The sequence below is a fragment of the Pseudomonas quercus genome (assembly GCF_012033695.1).
GTDB lineage: Bacteria > Pseudomonadota > Gammaproteobacteria > Pseudomonadales > Pseudomonadaceae > Aquipseudomonas > Aquipseudomonas quercus.
Genome location: NZ_JAAVJI010000001.1, coordinates 299184 through 315940, shown reverse-complemented (window position 1 = coordinate 315940; position 16757 = coordinate 299184). Strand labels below are relative to the sequence as shown.

Sequence of the window (16757 nt, the reverse complement as noted above, 5' to 3'; positions counted from 1 at the left end):
CTGAGCATTCGCCTGCTTGGGTAGCCAACGCCTAGACAGCGGTCAGGTTTTTTTGAACAGTTTGCCTAGGTTACTTAATGCGCCCAAGCCGCTTTTCGACGGCTTGACCGCTTTGCGAATGTGCTGCCCAGACCACTCCCCAACGCGCGCCTGCCCCTCCTCCAATACCTGAGCAAGCTCCCCTCTGGACCAACCATCCAGCCTGTTGGGGTCTTCAAACATGGTCAGAGGCAGCTTGTCGCGGGCCAGCAAATGATTGAGCAGCAGGATTGAAAACGTTCGCGCATTGGCGTCGGGAAACGGATGCAACTGCTCAAGGTTTTGGCATAACTCAATCGCCTGTGCCTGACGCTGCGCCGGGGTGGCCTTAGGTGTTTTGTTGCGTTGGGCCTGGTATTGCTGGAGAAAAACACTGATGTGTTCGCGCATGACTGAAAACGGTACCTCAGAGCGCACCAGCAGAGCATGCTCGGTGAATACGTCGTCGGGCTGCGAATCGGGCTGGCGTTTAAGCGTCTCGATAAACGCTTTATAGGCCTGTTCAGATGTCACCACGGCGTACCCAGGCAGCGTTTTGCGCAACGTTTTGGCGAACGCCCGAAGCTCCTTGGCCCCAGCAGGTGTCATGTTGGAACCCTTGTGCAACGGAAATTGGCAATTGAACGTTTGACGCTCGTAAGGTCGATCGGAGGCATAACACGCCCGATGCAGCGCACAGATCAGCCCTACGCTCAACCGGCTATTAAGGTTGGTCATGGAGGTTTGCCAGCCGTTGAGCACGCCGTGCAGGTACCCCGGCGTGCTGTCGAACATGAACGGCAACAGCGGGTTATCCCGGGCCCCCACTACATGGGTTTCCATAAAAGCCACTTTGTCGGGATCCAGGCACATGCGCCAGCGCTGGTGACGGGGGACATTCACGAACGGTGAGATCGGGTTATTGCTCAACCGATTTTGCAGGTGCTCGATGTCTTGAAGGTGCAGGCTCATCTGCGCAGGGTCAAAACTGTACTTCTCCGGCGGGATAGTGATTCCGCTCTGAGCAGGGCCGCCCTCAAGAATATGGTATCGATTACCAAGCTTGGCCAAGGTCATGGCCGCCGTGCGCTTGATAAGCTCCTCGACCCCAGCCGGCATGGCCTGGCGCTCTGACAGATGAATACCGGCTTCTTTGAGCGCGCCATTGGCTGCCTGAAGCGTGGCGACCATGCAGGCATTGGCCTCGCTGATACGCTGAGCGACCTTGCCCTCCTGCTGCAGTTGGGTGAACGTGGTTTCCATGTCCTGATCGAGCCGCTTGGTCACCCGCTGCATCAGGCTATCGACGCTGTGGCCGTTGATCTTGGTATCGGAAGGCCCTGCGCCGTGTACCGGCGGCGGCTCCACGCCCGGAGAAGATACAAGCGATGCAGTGGAGGAAGAAACGCTGATCATGCAGGCTCCAGGGGCAGAGGGCGAGAGGAAGATGCACGGCAAGGCGTGACGAGGTTCGTGGTGAGTGGCTTGCTGGGCGTGTGGGTTCCGCAAGGGTAGGGAGCGTTGAGCATTGGCCTGCTGTGTGGCGGGCTCTGTCAGCATCAGGGGGTGGCGTTCGCGCCTTCCTTATCAAGGCATCCGCTACTGGGGCGTTCGAGGGGTATCGGCTTAAGGGGGTCTCTGCTGCAGACGTCAAAAGCTCGACATTGACGGAGTTGAAGTCGAAAATACTCAGTGGAAACCCAATCAAGGAAGAGCCATGCAGTCTTCACTCAATCGCCTGATGCTCTACGTTAGAGATCTACAAACCGCCAGCGTGTTCTATGAGCGCCATTTTGGTTTTGTACCTACACACGATCCTGATGATCGTGTTGTCGAGCTTTTGCCATCTCACGGCGGAGTGACCTTGATGCTGCACCAAGCAGCCAAAAGCGTTAAGACCGGCCAGGTCACCGTCAAGCTTGTGTTTGATGTTGAAGAAATAGAGGAATTCAAGAACCAATGCTCCGCAAACGGGCTTGAGTTTGGGCCTACTCATCAAGCAGACGGCTACTGCTTTGCAAATGCCAAGGACCCTGACGGGAACTCAATCTCGATTTCCAATCGGGCATTTAGACAATGACAGATCGAGTTCGGCCTTAGCCTGCCTATGGGTTATATAGGGACGCGCTCAGAAGATATATGCAGCTCGTCAGCGGGGTGTATCAATAGGGTTTATCAACGATCTCAAAACGTGATCCTCCCATACGCCTGCAATGTTCAGGTAAGCGCGTGCGTACCCTTCCTTTTCAAAACCTAGCGATTCTAGCAAGCGTTCGCTACGCCTATTACGTGGCAGGTGGTTGGCCATGATCCGGTGAAGACCGATTTGCTCAAAGGAGTAGGCATTAGTGATCTTTAAAGCTTCCCCCATTATGCGTTTGCCTTGGGCAGGTGCTGCCAGCGAGAAACCAAGATTGCACGCCCAGAAGGCACCTTTCACTATATTTGTATAATTACACCGCCCAAGCACTTCTTCATTTTCAGGATTGAGTATCAGAAAAAACATGGAGCGCCCGGCTTCCATGTCTCCTACCTGCCGTGCAACCCTATCCCTGGCGTCGCCCAACGTGAAATAGTGGTCGTTTCGAAAAGGCTCCCATGGCTCAAGATGTAGACGGTTTGTGTTTTCATACACGCTAACAATCTCAAAGTCTTTGCGTACGAGCGGCCGAAGCAAAAAATCTTTGCACAGGTATTTCATATAGGGCCCCACCTTTGCCATTACTCATTGGCGCGAGCAGCAGCAACATGTTCGCAAACTGAAAACGGTAACCAGTCGCCGCTGCTCGACACCTACAATAGAAGGTTCAGCGTTCGCCCAGCCACTCACTCCGCGTTATCTCCCATAGCTCTACCTGCATGGGCCCCGAGACAAAATGCCCGTCTCGCACACCTACCCTGCGCATGCCTTCATGCTCTGACAGTCTGCGTGAAGCCTGGTTGGCTAAGGCTTTTGGAACCTGCATAACCGGGCGTGACAATACCTCGAACCAGTAGGCGTTGACGGCGGTGCACGCTTCACGCATGTAGCCCCTTCCCCACCACTTCGGCGCGAGCCAGAAGCCCCGGTTGTTGCCCTGCTGCTCATACAGGCTGATGCTTCCGATGCAGCACTCGGGCTCGCCCTTCAGGCGGATCATCCAATGCCATTCAGTACCCGCTGCCATGGCAGGTAGCGCCATATCGCGCACATATACCAATGCCCCATCAGCAGGATACGGCCAGGGCACGCGGTGGTCGAGGTAACGCACCACCTCCCATTGAGGGAACAGTTCCTGGATGGCAGGCACGTCTGCCAGTTGGAGAGGGGTGAGCACCAAGCGGTCTGTAACGAATGTAGGACGGCAATCCATGGCATTGGCTCCTGAGGCCTCATTGGGAAGATCTCAATGGTCTTCGATTGGCTTGCTAACGTCGAGCGCGCTTTGCTGGCCGAAACATTGCAATCTTAGGTGTCTGAGCGGTCCTAGCCTGGATAGGTCCACTTGGCCCAGTTTGCTATCCGCCACTCTCTGCTTAGCCCTGACATGCCGCCATTGCTTTCTGCAGGCAGATAAACCCCACCAACCCCTGATAATTGCATCGCAGGCCTAGCCTATTGGGCCTAAAGCGGAAGCCGGTACGACCGACATAGTGAAAACCTGGCCTGGAAAAGTGGTGCTAACAATGTGCTCGCTGAAATAGCAAGCCAACCTATTCAGGCCAGGATTATCTGCGCTACTACGGAAGAGCCTTAAGTGAAAAAGCGTTACCCCTTGATTTTCATTGCCCTCGCGCTGAGCGCCTGTACGGCGCAAGCACCTGATCCTGCGGCAGGCTCCCCGGCGATAGCTGACCAGGCAGCCCTATTGGGCATATGGGCGATGATTCCCTTACGTAACGGCATCGCTAACGTAGTGGAATACTCACCCGATGGGAAAGCTGCCCTTCACCCCTTCAACTGCGCCGAACCAGGCCCAACGCAAGAGGTTGAAATGTCCAGCTACACCCTTGCCAAAGACGGTAAGTCAATTCACATCGAGTCCCCGAAAAACGCCTTCGATCTTCAAGTGGTGACGGCCAAGCCCAACGCTATGGCCTTGGCGATGACGTTATCTGGTCAACAATTGGCATTCATTTACCTGAAGGTGAAAAAAGTCGTACCCTTGTGCTTTATGTACACACCGGCTGGAGAAGAACAAAAAAAGTCACCCTACCAGACAACAGACTTCGTTCCCGCCCCATCTGTGCCTTCCCATGCTGATCTGGGCCGATATCTTGGTCAGTGGGCAGACGACAAAGGGGAGGTTCAATTCGAAGTCCGCCAAGACAAGATGGGCAATGCCTATCTTTACCATTCAAGAGGCGAGAATTGGGTCTACATGTTCAACACTGTAGCGTGGGAGCAGGACGGGTTGCATTTCACCACCTTCGCCTACAGTGATAAACCAAATCTTTACAAGCACCCTTATCACAAGTCGAAAACACCGGCAGTCATTTCGGTGAATGAAGATGGAACGCTCAAGCATGTTTACTTCATTTTAGGACAACGCTTCGAGAGCACACTATTCCGTAAGCCGGATCAGTAGCCAGGCCTGTGTCTGAAGGCGGGCAGGTACAGGCATGGCCAAGGTACGTGCCGATGCCGAGCGGCTGCACCAGTACTCCGACTGAGGCAACGTGAGGGTCGTAATCCATGGCGGGTGTCTGTTTGAACGCTCTGCGGCCAACCCTAGCTAGGGCGCAGGTTTAATTGCGCCCATTGTTCCGCGCTGGTCACGGGTAATTCGTGCAGTGCGTTGAAGGTTATCGCCACCTCCCATGCCACACCGCGGCCCAAAGCAAAAACGGCCCGGTATTTTCGCAAGTTATCGTCAGGCTTTTCAGCAAGGTCTTCGAGCAACTGCGGCACGCTAAGCACTCGGCGCTCGACTTTGCGCCCAATGACGCGCTCAACCACATCAGCCAAAGCACCATAGGTGAGGGTGTCGCCAGCGGTGTATACCACCTGATTAACAAAGCGCGGGCTGTGTAGAACAATGGCGGCTGTAACTGCGCCAATGTCTTGCGGTGTTGTCACCGTGACCCTGGTTTCAAGGCTGCCCAACGCATTGACCTGCCCAGCGGTGAGGTCAACAACGCCGAACGCGGGATCGAATAGGAAGCTGGTGAACATGCCGGTAGAAATAATCACCCATTCAGTCCTGGACTGGGCACGTAACAGGTCGCGGACATCCAACTGCTCATCGAACAAGTCTTGAGGGCTGCCGCGACCAATCACGTCATAATCAACGCCAAATTGCCACGGAATATAGCGTTTCACGCCAGCCATGAGCGCGGCTTCAGTCAGCTTAAGCTGCGTGCCACGGCCTGCGGAAAACCCTACGCAACTGATCACCGTATCGAAGCGCCCTAGTACCGCTGCAAGCGTTTCGATGGATGCCTGGATAATGTCGACTACCTCGATGGCAACCCCAAGCTTCTCGATCGCCTGAATGTCCTGTTGTTTTTCCGCTGACGTACTACGCACAGTGGCCTGGCGCAACAACACCGTTACGCTCGCCAGTTGGCTTGTTTGGTCGGCCAGGCCTCGTAACACAGCAAGCCCTAGTTCACCGGCCCCCAATACCAAAATTCGCTGTTTGACGTTTGAACTATCGGCCTGCATGGTGCACTCCTGTTTAGTCTACTTAATGTGAAGCCAGGATCTTGTCATGGACATTAATAGGCAAAAAGTAGGTACATCGGTGATACCGAGTGGGCTGGACGCCCAAGAAATCGTGCGACTTTCCCAGCATGCCTGCCGCGCATTGAGCGAAGACGAGGATGGGCTCAAGCGCGATATCCTCGGCCATTCTGGGAACCGGTGGTCACTGGGCGTGGTGCATGCGCTGGGTGTGAGCAGCCCCTTGCGCCACGCTGAATTACGCCGCCGGTTGCACGGTGTCACTCAGCGCATGCTCACTCACACACTGCGCCAGTTGGAGCGCGATGGGCTGATCTCTCGTCACGATTTTGGCGAGAAGCCCCTGCGTGTCGAATATGCGTTGACTGAACTTGGCATGGGATTATTGGTGCAGATGATTCCGCTGTGGACGTGGGTGATCGAGCAGGCGGAGGGTTTCACTGAGGCTCGCAAGCGTTTTGACGAACGTTAGACGAACGTTAGACGAACGTTAAAGGTAGGCCGCCCTTAAAGGCCGGTTTTATACCCACGGCGCCCGCAGCCCTGCCCCCAAAGGCAACGTTTAGCGGCGCGCCACTGCTTCCAATACGCTTACACCTGAAGCGGTGGCCGCCGAAGGTTTACCCACGCTTGTACGCTGGGGCGTGCCCACTGGCGCTGCGCGTATTCAACCAGGCTGGAAGGCACGGGATCGCCACCCACTATGAGCCGGTTAAGCATCAGCGCCAGATCCACATCCGCTATCGACCAGCGATCAAATAAATACTCCGCGTTGTTCTTGAGGAGCGCGTGGGCAGCGTAAAACAGCTTCTCGGCTGCCAACCCCGCAGCAGAAGACAATGGGGCGGATTGCGCACCATAGAACACCCCAAGCGTGGAGCGCTCCTGCCGAATGGAAAGCAGGTCGCTGCGAAGCCAGGCTTGAACCTGCCGGGCTAAAGAGTGAAATCGACGATTTTCATGGGGGTATTCTTGGTTGGAATGCGCCTGTCGCGCTTGCCCTGCAGGGTGACTGCAGATCAGCAATAAAGTAGAAAGGCCCACACCGGTGTACCTGCTGAACCCAACCCGCTAATTTCAGTCTGATGGCTTCTGACTTCCCTCCGCTCAGTAAAGTAGTCGTGCGGCAATCCCTACTTATTTTAGGAGCTGAGCATGGCCACTACCTTCAACGTGCTGGACTACGGCGCCAAAGGCGACGGCGTTACCGACGACACCCAAGCGATTCAAAAAGCCATCGATGCCGCCGCCAAGGCCGGCGGCGGTGAAGTGTTCGTGCCCAAAGGGACTTACATCGTCAGCGGTACTGGCAGTGACGGCGGCTGCCTGACGCTCAAGAGCAACGTGACCCTTAACGGCGAGCGTCTGGGCGACACCACGCTCAAGCTCGCTGACGACTCGTCCAAGGATGTGGCGGGGTTGATACACACGTCTGCGAAGGCCAATACCGTCAACGCCACTGTCAGCAACCTGACGCTGGACGGTAACAAAGCCCATACCCAAGGCACCGTCGATGGCATTGTTACGGGCAGTACAGCAAACGGTACCGCACACACGGTAGGGTTCACTGTTGCTGGTGTGGAACTGCAGAACTTCAGTGGCAATGGCTTACTCGCGCAAACATTGACCACCGGTTCCCAAGTGACGGACAGCATCGCCCACGACAATGACGGCGATGGGTTCGCAACCCAGTTTGAAGCACATCAGAGCGGCTATGATGACGCCATTAGTTTCACGGATAACCAGGCGTACCGTAACGGTGACGACGGCTTTGACGTAAGCGCCGCAGTTGGAGCACCGAACGCTCCCGTCTTCGCTAACAACCAGTCCCACGATAATGAAGGCAACGGCTTCAGACTTACAGGGGTTGAGCAAGTCCCTGGCGTTGATCAGTATCAGCAGTTCGGCATCATCGGCGGACAGTACTACAACAATGGCGGGGCTGGGGTTGTCATTCGCGACTACTCAACCAGTACACTCCGTAACGCAGACATTCATGGTAACGGCCAGGAAGGTCTGGCCTTACTGGGCACCACCAGCGCGTCGGTCTATCGCAATTACATCCATGACAACGCCCAGAACGGCCCAGCTGCCGAGATACGGGTAGGTGAATACCTCACGGCCGATGGCAGCCTAATCGCGGCCGACAGCCAGCTGAACCTGACCAACAACACCATCACCGGATCAAACCAGTCCACCTATGGCCTGGACGAGCGCCAAACCCCGCCTAGCGACGATTACCGGCTCTTCTATGGCAACGTGATCAGCCACACACAACAAGGCCAGGTCGCCGGTAATGCGGACTACACACACACCTACGACTACGCGGCGCTACCCGCCTACACGCTGCTGGGCACCGACGGCGTTGATCGCCTGACCGGCGTGGGCGCTGACGAGGTGCTACAAGGCGGCCGCGGGCGCGATGTGCTCGACGGTGGGGCCGGCGATGATCGCCTGGAGGGCGGCCAGGGGGCCGACCGGCTGACTGGCGGCGCCGGAGACGATGTATTCGTCTACAGCCGCCGCCAGGACAGCTACGCTAGCAGCGCTGGCGACACCCACGATCGGATTCTGGATTTCGATACGGCCCACGACCAGCTGGACCTGGCGGCCCTTCGCCTCACGGGGCTTGGAGACGGCCATAACGGTACGCTGTTGATGACCTATAACAGTGGCAACGACACCACCTACCTCCAGAGCCTGGACGCGGACGCCGATGGCTACCGCTTCAAGCTAGCCTTGAGCGGCAATTACGAAGACACGCTTACAGACGCCAACTTCTTTGGTCGCCAGGCCGGCACCCCGCGTGCTGACGTGATCACCACTTACCGCGAAGGCGGCGCGTTGCTAGTAGGGCTCGGCGGCGACGACACCCTCACAGGTGGCGCTGCCAATGATCGTCTTGAAGGCGACGAAGGCGCTGACCGCCTCAGCGGTGGTGCGGGCAGCGATATCTTCGTCTACAGAAAAATGACGGACAGTTACGTCGATGATGCTAGCGGCACCGCAAAGCAAGACCTGCTGCTGGATTTCAATGAAGACCAAAGTGATCGCATCGATGTGTCGGCGCTGGGCTTCACCAGTCTTGGCAACGGCCATGGCACCACATTGACCTGGAGCTCCGATGAGCAAACCGGCCTTGTCACGATCGAGTCCCTCGACGCGGACGCCGCTGGGCATCGTTTTTCAATCACCACCCTAGGCAACCATTTTCTGACCGATCTCTACGGGCTAGACGCAGATAACGCGTTCATCTTCGCCCCATCGATACCCGACCCTCACAACACTGGAAACAACCTTGATTTCCGAAGCGCATTGGCTGACCGCCTGGTGGGGGATGAAGGTTACGATGGCTTGTATGGTGAGGAAGGCGATGATGTGTTGATCGGCAATGGCGGTGCCGATGTGCTGAGTGGGGGGTCCGGGGCTGACACTTTTGTGTACAACCGCATCTCCGATAGCTACCACGGTGCGGCTGACATCATTTCTGATCTGCTGATTTCGGCAGACCGCATCGACGTGTCAGCACTAGGGTTTACCGGTCTTGGAAATGGGACGGGGGACACGCTCGCCGTGACGTACAACAGCTCGACACAGCGGACGGTAGTGCAGTCCAAACAGGCGGATGCTGATGGCCACCGGTTCGAAGTCTCGCTGTCCGGTGACTATACGCACACCTTGTCGGCAGGCAATTTTGTATTCGCAGAGCCATCGGCAGAAGTGGCTGTCCTGGGCGTGAGCCACCACGACCTGGGATAACCCAGGGCGTTGCAATCAAGGTGCAGGGGGTGCCGCTTATGGGTGGCGCCCCCTGCACCGGGCTACTTGTGGGAAATGCCTTCGCAACACTGATTTACTGAACAAGGCCAGGCAACTGGCTCAAGAAACTATCCCTCACTCTTACGCCAGCCGGAACGCTATGGGCCTGGTTATCTTGCTCCAAGGTGACGCCGGGGAGACGCAAAGCCTCCCACGTATCAGCCAATCGGCAATTCACCCGTCACAATAGCGGTAACCAGGAAAATCCCGAACATGGGCAGCGACCATTTGAAAAACTCGCGCTGGTACGCCCCAAAGCTCATTTCCGTACGGTTCATCAACAGGAACAGCCAGGCCACCGTGGGGCTTGCGTAGCGCAGTGCCTGGCCCATGAACGACGCTACACCAATTTCAGTAGGCGTTATGCCAAAGCTGTAGGCGATGGGCGCCACCACGGGCAGAATGCCGAAATAGTAGGCGTCCACAGGCAGCGCATAGCAGGCCAGTGCGCCGAGGAATGCAAACATCAGCGCCGTGTGGCTGCCCATGGATTCAGGAATCAGGCCAGCAATGTGTACGGCCACGGCGTTGGCCATGCCGCTGCCATTGAAAATCCCGAGAAAGCACCCCGCTGCCAGAATGATCGAGGCCACGGCTACGGCGTCGCCGCCATTGGCGGTGATGCGTTCTCGCTGCTCCACGGCGGTGTAGTTAACGGTCAGTGCCAATGCCGTGCCGATCATGAACACCACCGCCCCGCTCGCCCACCCGGCAATCAGGATCACCAGCATGGCCACGGTCAAGGCCAGGTTGAAGAGAAACAGCCTGGGACGCTTGAGGGCCTTGTCGTGGTCTTCTATCACCGTGACCATCTGAGCGATTTGCTCCGGGGTCACAATGGCCTTCTCCCCCGCCACGAAACCCAAGCGTTTGCGCTCGCCAATCCCCATCAGGTAGGCCATGACGAACACGTAAATGAACGAAATGCCTAGGATCGGCAGGATCGCCACGAACAGGGTGTTCACCTCCACGTTGAGCACGGCCGCCGCCCGTGCCAGTGGCCCACCCCAGGGCAAGCAGTTGCCCAGCCCGCACGGCAGGATTATCAGCATTGCCAGGTTCGACAGCTTCATGCCCATCTGCTTGTACAGCGGCAGGAACGCGGTGGTGATGATCAGGATGGTGGTGGTGCCGTCGCCATCCAGTGTCACCACCGCCGAGGTAAACGCGGTGACCAGAATGATCTTGAGCGGGTCACCGTTGGCCTTGCGGATCAGGTAGGTGCACAGCGGATCGAACAAGCCCACGTTCATCATCAGGCTGAAATACAGCACCGCAAAGAGGATCATCACCGTGGGGTTGACGGTGCCCAAGGCGATCTTTCCGTCGCTTCCTTGTGAATAGAACAGGCCTTCCTTGATCCAGCCGATGATTATGCTGAGCGGCGCCCCAGTGAGCAGGCATACCTGTACGCCCACGGCCAGCGAAACAACGATCAACCCGGTGAACGGCGAGAGTTTCTGCTTGATCACCAGCAGCAGAAACGCTGCGATTAACACGTAGCCCAGAAGGGTCAGCATCTGAACATCTCCACCTATTATTTTTATTTAGAGTGCAGCAGGTGTTGCTGGGGCTGGGCGTATACACCGAGCCCGTAAGTAAGTTACTGGCCTTGTAGCAACTGCGTGACCCAATCAGGTGCCAGCGCTGGCAACGGCTCGCCGCTGTTGCGGCAGCGAATGTACTCGTCGATCACGTGGCGGCGCTGGGCTTCGTAGGTGCTTTTCTTCTCCGAGGCCTCAAGCACTTCCAGCAAACGCGCGCGCGGCACTACGGTAACGCCGTCATAATCACCGAACACCAGGTCACCTGCAGCCACTTCTACCCCCGCGCAGTTGACCGTGGTGTTGATTTTGCCAGGGCCTTGCTTGCCTGGGCTGCGCTGCATAAAGCCTTTGGCGTAGACCGGTATGTCCAGTTCAGCCAGAGGCACTTTGTCCCTGACACAGCCGTCAATGACCAGGCCCGCAAGGCCCACCGCTTGGGCGGCGCCGGCCATCAGGTCACCAATGTACGCGCGGCCAGGGTAGCTTTTTCCAGCCACCACCAGCACGTAGCCGGGCTGGCCCTGGTACACCGCCACATGGATGGGAAAGTTGTCCCCGTCTTCCGTGTCCACGGTGCAGGCTGTGCCCAGCATCACCTTGCGTTCATCCAGCGGCATCAGGTCGGCGTCCATTGCACCATTGCGAGCAATGCCCAGCTTCGCCATGCCGTCGCACAGCTGTGCCGGGCTGAGTTTGCGAAAGCGTGCCAGCACGGCATCGGGAATAAGTTCAGGCAGTGGCAGATAGTGTTCAGTGTTCATTGGCAGTGCCCTCGGAATGTTTGACCAGGTGCTGGATGGCGGTGCGATAGTCCATTTCGCTGGCGTTCGGGCCAAGGACCGTGCCCCAATCCCTGGCAGCCTGTTTCTCCAGTTGAGCCTGACAAGCCCTGGACATGGCAGCGTCCACACCCGCGCTTTCGAGGGTAGCAACCACATCGTCCATTTCGTCACTGCGCCGCTTGGCGTGAATCAACGTCCGCGCGGTAAAGGTGTTGGCCAGTTGCTCGACGGTCTTACCGTTGAGCGACTCCCCAAGAGACTCGACCAGGGTGTCCAGCACGTGAAAGGTCTCAGCCGCCTGAAAAGCCTCCAGCAGCAATTGCGGCAGGCCTTTCATCACAATGCTTTTAAGCATCTTGATGGCCGAGGCGGCACCCGCTTCACCTGGCAAAACACGTAGGCGCATACCATAAGGGGCAAAGGCGGCGTTGAAGGCCTCAGCGCCATCGCCCGCCAGCAGCATGGGCACACGGTGGTTATTGCCAGGCACAGTGCCCATGACAGCAGCGTCACAGAAGCTGACGCCCGCAGCCCTGGGCAGCGCGTTGATAGCGTGCTTGACGGTGGGCGCAGCTGAGTTCATGTCCACGTAGGTTTGCCCAGCCTTTAGCAAAGGCATAACCCGCTCAGCCAGGCCCAGCGCGCTGCTGGCACTGGTCAGGCAAACCACGAAACGGGCGCTTTGGCAGGCCGCTTCCAAGGAAGCGAATACCATGACCTGGGTCTGTGTGGCACGTTCGTGAATAAGGGCACCGCGCTGGGGATCGTCAACGTTAGCATCAAAGGTGCCGATGCTTAGCGTGCTCTGGGTACGCAACCCCAGCGAAAGGTGGAAGGCGGCCTCACCAAACCCGATAAATACGAGGTCCATGCATGGTTTTCCTTGTTCGTGTTGTTGTAGCCAAGGAAGTGGCAAGGTCTGTGCCAGACAGGAGGAGCCTATAAAAACGCTTTACAGTCATAGGCTTGCAGAGGCGCTCAGCCAGCCACCATAGACTGTGAAGTGTCATTACCTTTCAACTCATTGCAAAAGCTTTCAATTCTGCCTAGCGTGAAAGTCACCCCCGTGTGAACTCAAGGCCTTCCCATGCTAGGTAAGCTCGCGATCATTTCCCCTTCCACCACCCTGACCACCGTGATGAACCAGGCGCTATCGGTGCGTGGCTTGAGCGTATCCGTCGTAGAGGCGACCCAGCATGAAGCAGTGGTAATGGCCAAACGGCTTATCGCGGATGGCGCCAGCGTGCTTATCAGCCGCGGCAAAACGGCCAGTGTGTTGCGCGAACAGCTGCAGGTGCCCATCGTTGAAGTACGTCACACGTTCTTCGATTGCGTGAACGCTTACCACAAGGCACAGGCGCTGTCGGACAAGATCGCCTTCCTCGCGACGTCTGATGGCTACGCCACGATCCTGAAGAAGGCGCGGGCCTTTATGCCGACGGTGGCCATCTACCCCATCGACCCTTTTGGCAGTGCGCAGGCCACAGAGGCCCAACTGGATCAGGTACGCGCCGATGGCATTGAAGTAGCCATCGGGGGGCTGTCCCTTGAGCGCGCGGTCAAATGCCGAGGCGTGCAGTACGTGATGTCCGAGGCGGACGCCGATGCCGCGCTCGATGCCATTGACGAAGCGCTACACCTGCTGCGCATCGAGGAAGAGCGGCTGCACAAACGCCTGGAACTCCAGCGCCGCTACGAGATGATCCAGTCGATCCTCAACTGCGTGTCCGAAGGGATCTTCAGCATCGACAGCGCAGGCATCATCACCAACATGAACAGCGTTGCCACGCAGTACCTGGGCGGGCTGGCCTGTGGCGATACCCTGGCCGGCCGGCTGCCGCAGGATTACTTCGAGCGCGTTCTGGGAAAAGCCTGCACGGTGCGCGGGGCCTTGACCAAAGTGGGCCGCTTGTCATTGACCCTGAGCATCGCGCCCATCACCTTGGGCGAGGACGTGATCGGCGCGGTCGCCACCTTGCAGAAACAGACCGAAATCCAGGCGATGGAGCAGAAAATGCGACGCCAGCAGGCCCGCCAGCATGTTGCCGAAAACACCTTTGACGCCATCATTGGCAACAGCCCGGCGCTGCTCAAGGCCAAGCAGCTGGCACAGACCTTCGCATCGGTTGACAGCACCGTCATGATCGAAGGCGAGACCGGCACTGGGAAGGAGTTGTTCGCACAGAGCATCCACAACGCTTCTCGGCGTCGGCTTGGCCCGTTCGTAGCGATCAACTGCGCAGCCTTCGCACCTGGGGTGCTGGAGAGCGAGCTGTTCGGTTATGTGAAAGGCGCCTTCACCGGGGCGCTGAGTGAGGGTAAGGCCGGGGTGTTTGAAATGGCCCATACGGGCACGATCTTTCTCGACGAGATCAGCGAAACATCGGCCGACATTCAGCTCAAATTGCTGCGTACGCTGCAGGAACGCAAGGTGGTACGCATAGGCGATGACAAAGTCACGCCGGTAGACATCCGCATCATCACCGCGAGCAACAAGCGGCTCACGCACTTGGTAGCGCAAGGGTTGTTCCGTGAGGATTTCTTCTACCGTATCTGCGTACTGAAACTGCAATTGCCCGCGCTGCGTGAACGCCCCCATGACATCCCCGTACTTACAGCGCACCTGTTCAAACAGTTTGGCCTGCCACCCGCCATGCTCAGTGACACTTTGCTGGCCCGGCTGACCGCCAGCCAGTGGCCGGGGAACATTCGCCAACTGAGCAACATTGTCGAGCGCCTGGCCGTAATGAGTCAGGGCCGAGCCTTCACGGGCGCCTGGTTGGAAGAGGCGCTGGAAGACCTGCCTGGCCCAGGTGCCTCAACCCTGCTTGATAACAATGGCGCCAGTGAGCGGGAGGTGCTATTCAGGACCTTGGCGAGCGTGCGTGGCAACCGCGAAGAAGCTGCCAGGCTACTGAAGATCAGCACCACCACCTTGTGGCGGCGGATGAAAAAGTACCAGGCCCAGGACCCGGAGGCGTTCACGGGGGCTAAATACTCGGCTTGACGATTTCCCTGTGATGCGTGCATCCAGGGTCAGCCAACCGCCTCCGATAAACATTGATCTTCCCTTCGGTAACGCTTACAACCTTCTCTCGATCTTTCTCTTCCAAGGGGCAGTGGATGTTGAACCTACGTACCGGTGGCTTGAGCTTTCGCACCCTGGTGGAGGCCGACTGGCCCTTGTTCCTGCGGCTTCATCGCGAGCCCAAGACCATGGAGTACGTGTTCGGTGACATCGACGAAGCACGCATACGCCAGGGGTTCGACCATCGTCTGCCCGCCTGGTCGCCGGCGTCGGACCACTGGTTGTGCCTGGTGGCTACCGATACGGCCACGGGCCAGGACATAGGCGTAACCGGCTTTTGCATCCTGCGCCCCGGCCATGCCGAGGTGGGCACCCTGCTGCTGCCCGAACATCAAGGCAAAGGTTATGGCACGGTCTGCCGCCAGGCGATCATGGACTACGCCGCATCCATCGGGCTTGAGACCCTTGAGTCCACGGTCACCGACGGCAATGTGGCGTCCTGTCGTGTGCTGGAAAAGTGCGGTTTCGTGTTCCACCACCGCGAGCCCCACGCCTACCAGATCGGTGACCAGTGGTTCGACGACCTGATCTATCACTACCACCTGGGCACGCACCGCGCCTGACTCCCCACCGGCCGCCCGGCGCGAGGTTCGATGACTCAGCTTTCCCCTTCCGGCACCTGGAGTAGCGTGCGTGCCCTGCCCCATTCCACCCTGCGGCTGCTCGTGGCCATGGCTATAGCGCGTACCGCGTCGTTCATGATCTGGCCCTTCATTGCTGTGTCCATGCATACGCGCTTCGGCACGCCGCTCACCGACATCGGCGCCCAGGTCGCACTGGGTGCCGTACTGTCTATCGCACTGGCGCCGCTCAGCGGCGTGCTGGGTGACCGCCTCAACGTGCGCCACTTGATGCTGGCCGGGTGCGCACTGTGCATGGGCGGCTATGGGCTGATGGGCTTGCAGCCCAGCCAGGCCAGTTATTTTATGGCGATCATCATTTTTGCCTTGGCGCAAAGCGTGCTCGAACCGCTGTTAAGAGTGCTGTTAAGCGACACCCTTAACACGGATGCACAGCGTACCTTCGTGTTCCATGTCCGCTATTACCTGATCAACTGTGCGGCCGCCATCGGGCCACTGGCGGGGCTGTGGTTTGCCAACCACGCCAATGACGGTGTCTTTGCCATTGCCGTATGTGCCAACGCGGTGTTGGCCTGTGCGATCTTCAGTGCAACGCGGCGACGTCACGGCCAGCCTGCCAAAGCCGCCTCTGCCCCCTTGGCGCAGGTGCTGAGGGCCGTTTTAGGTAGCCGCTTGTTGTTGGCCATCATCGCCCTGAATTTCTTCCTGGTGCTGCTGTACGCGCAGTTGGACGAGCCACTCACCTTTCATCTGCTGCAACTTAAAGCCCCTGACATCAACCACCTGATTGCCCTGATGAGCATGACCAATGCGGGGGTGGTGCTGGTGGTTCACGTGTGGCTAATGCCACGGTTGATTGCCCTGGCAGACAAAACGGCCTACGTGATCGCCCTGGCCTGCATGATGGTCGCCCATGGGTTGATCGCTGCGAACATGGAGGCCTGGTGGGCAGGCCTGATGCTCGCGGTGGTGTTTGCCACCATGGCGGAGATCGTGGTGATGCCTTTGTTCGGCACCTTGATCGACCGCTTGGCGCCCGCCGGCATGCGCGGGAGCTTTATCGGGATTTCGATGCTGGCCGGCTTGGGGGCAGCCCTCTCACCTTGGCTGGGGGCCTTGGCCATCACCCACGTTGGCGGCATGGCCTGGTTCTCGCTGCTGGCATTAGCCTGCGTACCTATTGGGGTGCTGGGCTACCGGGTGCTTAGAGGCAGCGCAGCCACTCCGGAAACGGTCCCAGCCCCTTGACGCAACAGG

The 16757-nt window shown here is 58.0% G+C and carries 15 protein-coding genes and 1 pseudogene; 7 read left to right on the top strand and 9 right to left on the bottom strand.

The window, feature by feature from the left end; translation table 11 throughout:
- Positions 1–42: 42 nt before the first annotated feature.
- The gene (locus HBH25_RS01365; protein ID WP_168080739.1) at positions 43–1434 is read right to left on the bottom strand and encodes a Fic family protein; all 1392 of its coding nucleotides are present in this window, start codon (positions 1432–1434) and stop codon (positions 43–45) included.
- 301 nt (positions 1435–1735) lie between these two features.
- Here HBH25_RS01365 and HBH25_RS01360 point away from each other — a divergent pair, with 301 nt between their 5' ends.
- Positions 1736–2098 (top strand): VOC family protein, encoded by a 363-nt coding sequence (locus HBH25_RS01360; RefSeq protein WP_168080737.1) that lies wholly within the window; start codon positions 1736–1738, stop codon positions 2096–2098.
- Between the two features lie 69 nt (positions 2099–2167).
- Here the strand turns inward: HBH25_RS01360 and HBH25_RS01355 are convergent, their stop codons facing one another.
- From HBH25_RS01355 to imm45, 3 genes are all read right to left on the bottom strand, one after another.
- A complete protein-coding gene (locus tag HBH25_RS01355; RefSeq protein ID WP_168080735.1) occupies positions 2168–2719 on the bottom strand; it encodes a GNAT family N-acetyltransferase in 552 nt (183 codons plus the stop codon).
- A 106-nt stretch (positions 2720–2825) separates the two neighbouring features.
- The gene (locus HBH25_RS01350) at positions 2826–3371 is read right to left on the bottom strand and encodes a GNAT family N-acetyltransferase (RefSeq protein ID WP_168080733.1); all 546 of its coding nucleotides are present in this window, start codon (positions 3369–3371) and stop codon (positions 2826–2828) included.
- A 113-nt stretch (positions 3372–3484) separates the two neighbouring features.
- Positions 3485–3601, bottom strand: coding sequence for an Imm45 family immunity protein (gene imm45, locus HBH25_RS23635; protein WP_168080731.1), 117 nt, complete (start codon positions 3599–3601; stop codon positions 3485–3487).
- A 154-nt stretch (positions 3602–3755) separates the two neighbouring features.
- Between imm45 and HBH25_RS01340 the strand changes: the two genes are divergently transcribed.
- Positions 3756–4586 (top strand): hypothetical protein, encoded by an 831-nt coding sequence (locus HBH25_RS01340; RefSeq protein ID WP_168080729.1) that lies wholly within the window; start codon positions 3756–3758, stop codon positions 4584–4586.
- A 143-nt stretch (positions 4587–4729) separates the two neighbouring features.
- Here the strand turns inward: HBH25_RS01340 and HBH25_RS01335 are convergent, their stop codons facing one another.
- Positions 4730–5665, bottom strand: coding sequence for an aromatic alcohol reductase (locus tag HBH25_RS01335; RefSeq protein WP_168080727.1), 936 nt, complete (start codon positions 5663–5665; stop codon positions 4730–4732).
- 46 nt (positions 5666–5711) lie between these two features.
- On the opposite strand from HBH25_RS01335, the gene HBH25_RS01330 reads away from it, so the two are divergent.
- Positions 5712–6155, top strand: coding sequence for a winged helix-turn-helix transcriptional regulator (locus HBH25_RS01330; protein WP_168080725.1), 444 nt, complete (start codon positions 5712–5714; stop codon positions 6153–6155).
- Between the two features lie 119 nt (positions 6156–6274).
- Here HBH25_RS01330 and yfcF read toward each other — a convergent pair.
- Positions 6275–6652 (bottom strand): annotated as a pseudogene (gene yfcF, locus HBH25_RS01325) (glutathione transferase); the annotation flags it as partial.
- Between the two features lie 186 nt (positions 6653–6838).
- Here yfcF and HBH25_RS23475 point away from each other — a divergent pair.
- Entirely contained in the window at positions 6839–9442 is a 2604-nt protein-coding gene (locus HBH25_RS23475) for a M10 family metallopeptidase C-terminal domain-containing protein (protein ID WP_168080721.1), read from the top strand.
- 218 nt (positions 9443–9660) lie between these two features.
- Here HBH25_RS23475 and HBH25_RS01315 read toward each other — a convergent pair whose 3' ends face one another.
- From HBH25_RS01315 to HBH25_RS01305, 3 genes are all read right to left on the bottom strand, one after another.
- Positions 9661–11022, bottom strand: coding sequence for a CitMHS family transporter (locus tag HBH25_RS01315; RefSeq protein ID WP_168080719.1), 1362 nt, complete (start codon positions 11020–11022; stop codon positions 9661–9663).
- An 83-nt stretch (positions 11023–11105) separates the two neighbouring features.
- Entirely contained in the window at positions 11106–11810 is a 705-nt protein-coding gene (locus HBH25_RS01310) for an RraA family protein (RefSeq protein ID WP_168080717.1), read from the bottom strand.
- Positions 11800–12702 (bottom strand): DUF1932 domain-containing protein, encoded by a 903-nt coding sequence (locus HBH25_RS01305; protein WP_168080715.1) that lies wholly within the window; start codon positions 12700–12702, stop codon positions 11800–11802. Before HBH25_RS01305 ends, HBH25_RS01310 begins: the two co-directional genes overlap by 11 nt.
- A 216-nt stretch (positions 12703–12918) precedes the next feature.
- Here HBH25_RS01305 and HBH25_RS01300 point away from each other — a divergent pair, with 216 nt between their 5' ends.
- The 3 genes from HBH25_RS01300 to HBH25_RS01290 all read left to right on the top strand — a co-directional run bounded on the left by HBH25_RS01300 (position 12919) and on the right by HBH25_RS01290 (position 16748).
- The gene (locus tag HBH25_RS01300) at positions 12919–14838 is read left to right on the top strand and encodes a sigma 54-interacting transcriptional regulator (RefSeq protein WP_168080713.1); all 1920 of its coding nucleotides are present in this window, start codon (positions 12919–12921) and stop codon (positions 14836–14838) included.
- Positions 14839–14954: 116 nt separating this feature from the next.
- Positions 14955–15482, top strand: coding sequence for a GNAT family N-acetyltransferase (locus tag HBH25_RS01295; RefSeq protein WP_168080711.1), 528 nt, complete (start codon positions 14955–14957; stop codon positions 15480–15482).
- A gap of 30 nt (positions 15483–15512) precedes the next feature.
- Positions 15513–16748: an MFS transporter gene (locus HBH25_RS01290; RefSeq protein ID WP_168080709.1), complete on the top strand. Its 1236-nt coding sequence runs from the start codon at positions 15513–15515 to the stop codon at positions 16746–16748.
- The last annotated feature ends 9 nt before the right edge of the window (positions 16749–16757 follow it).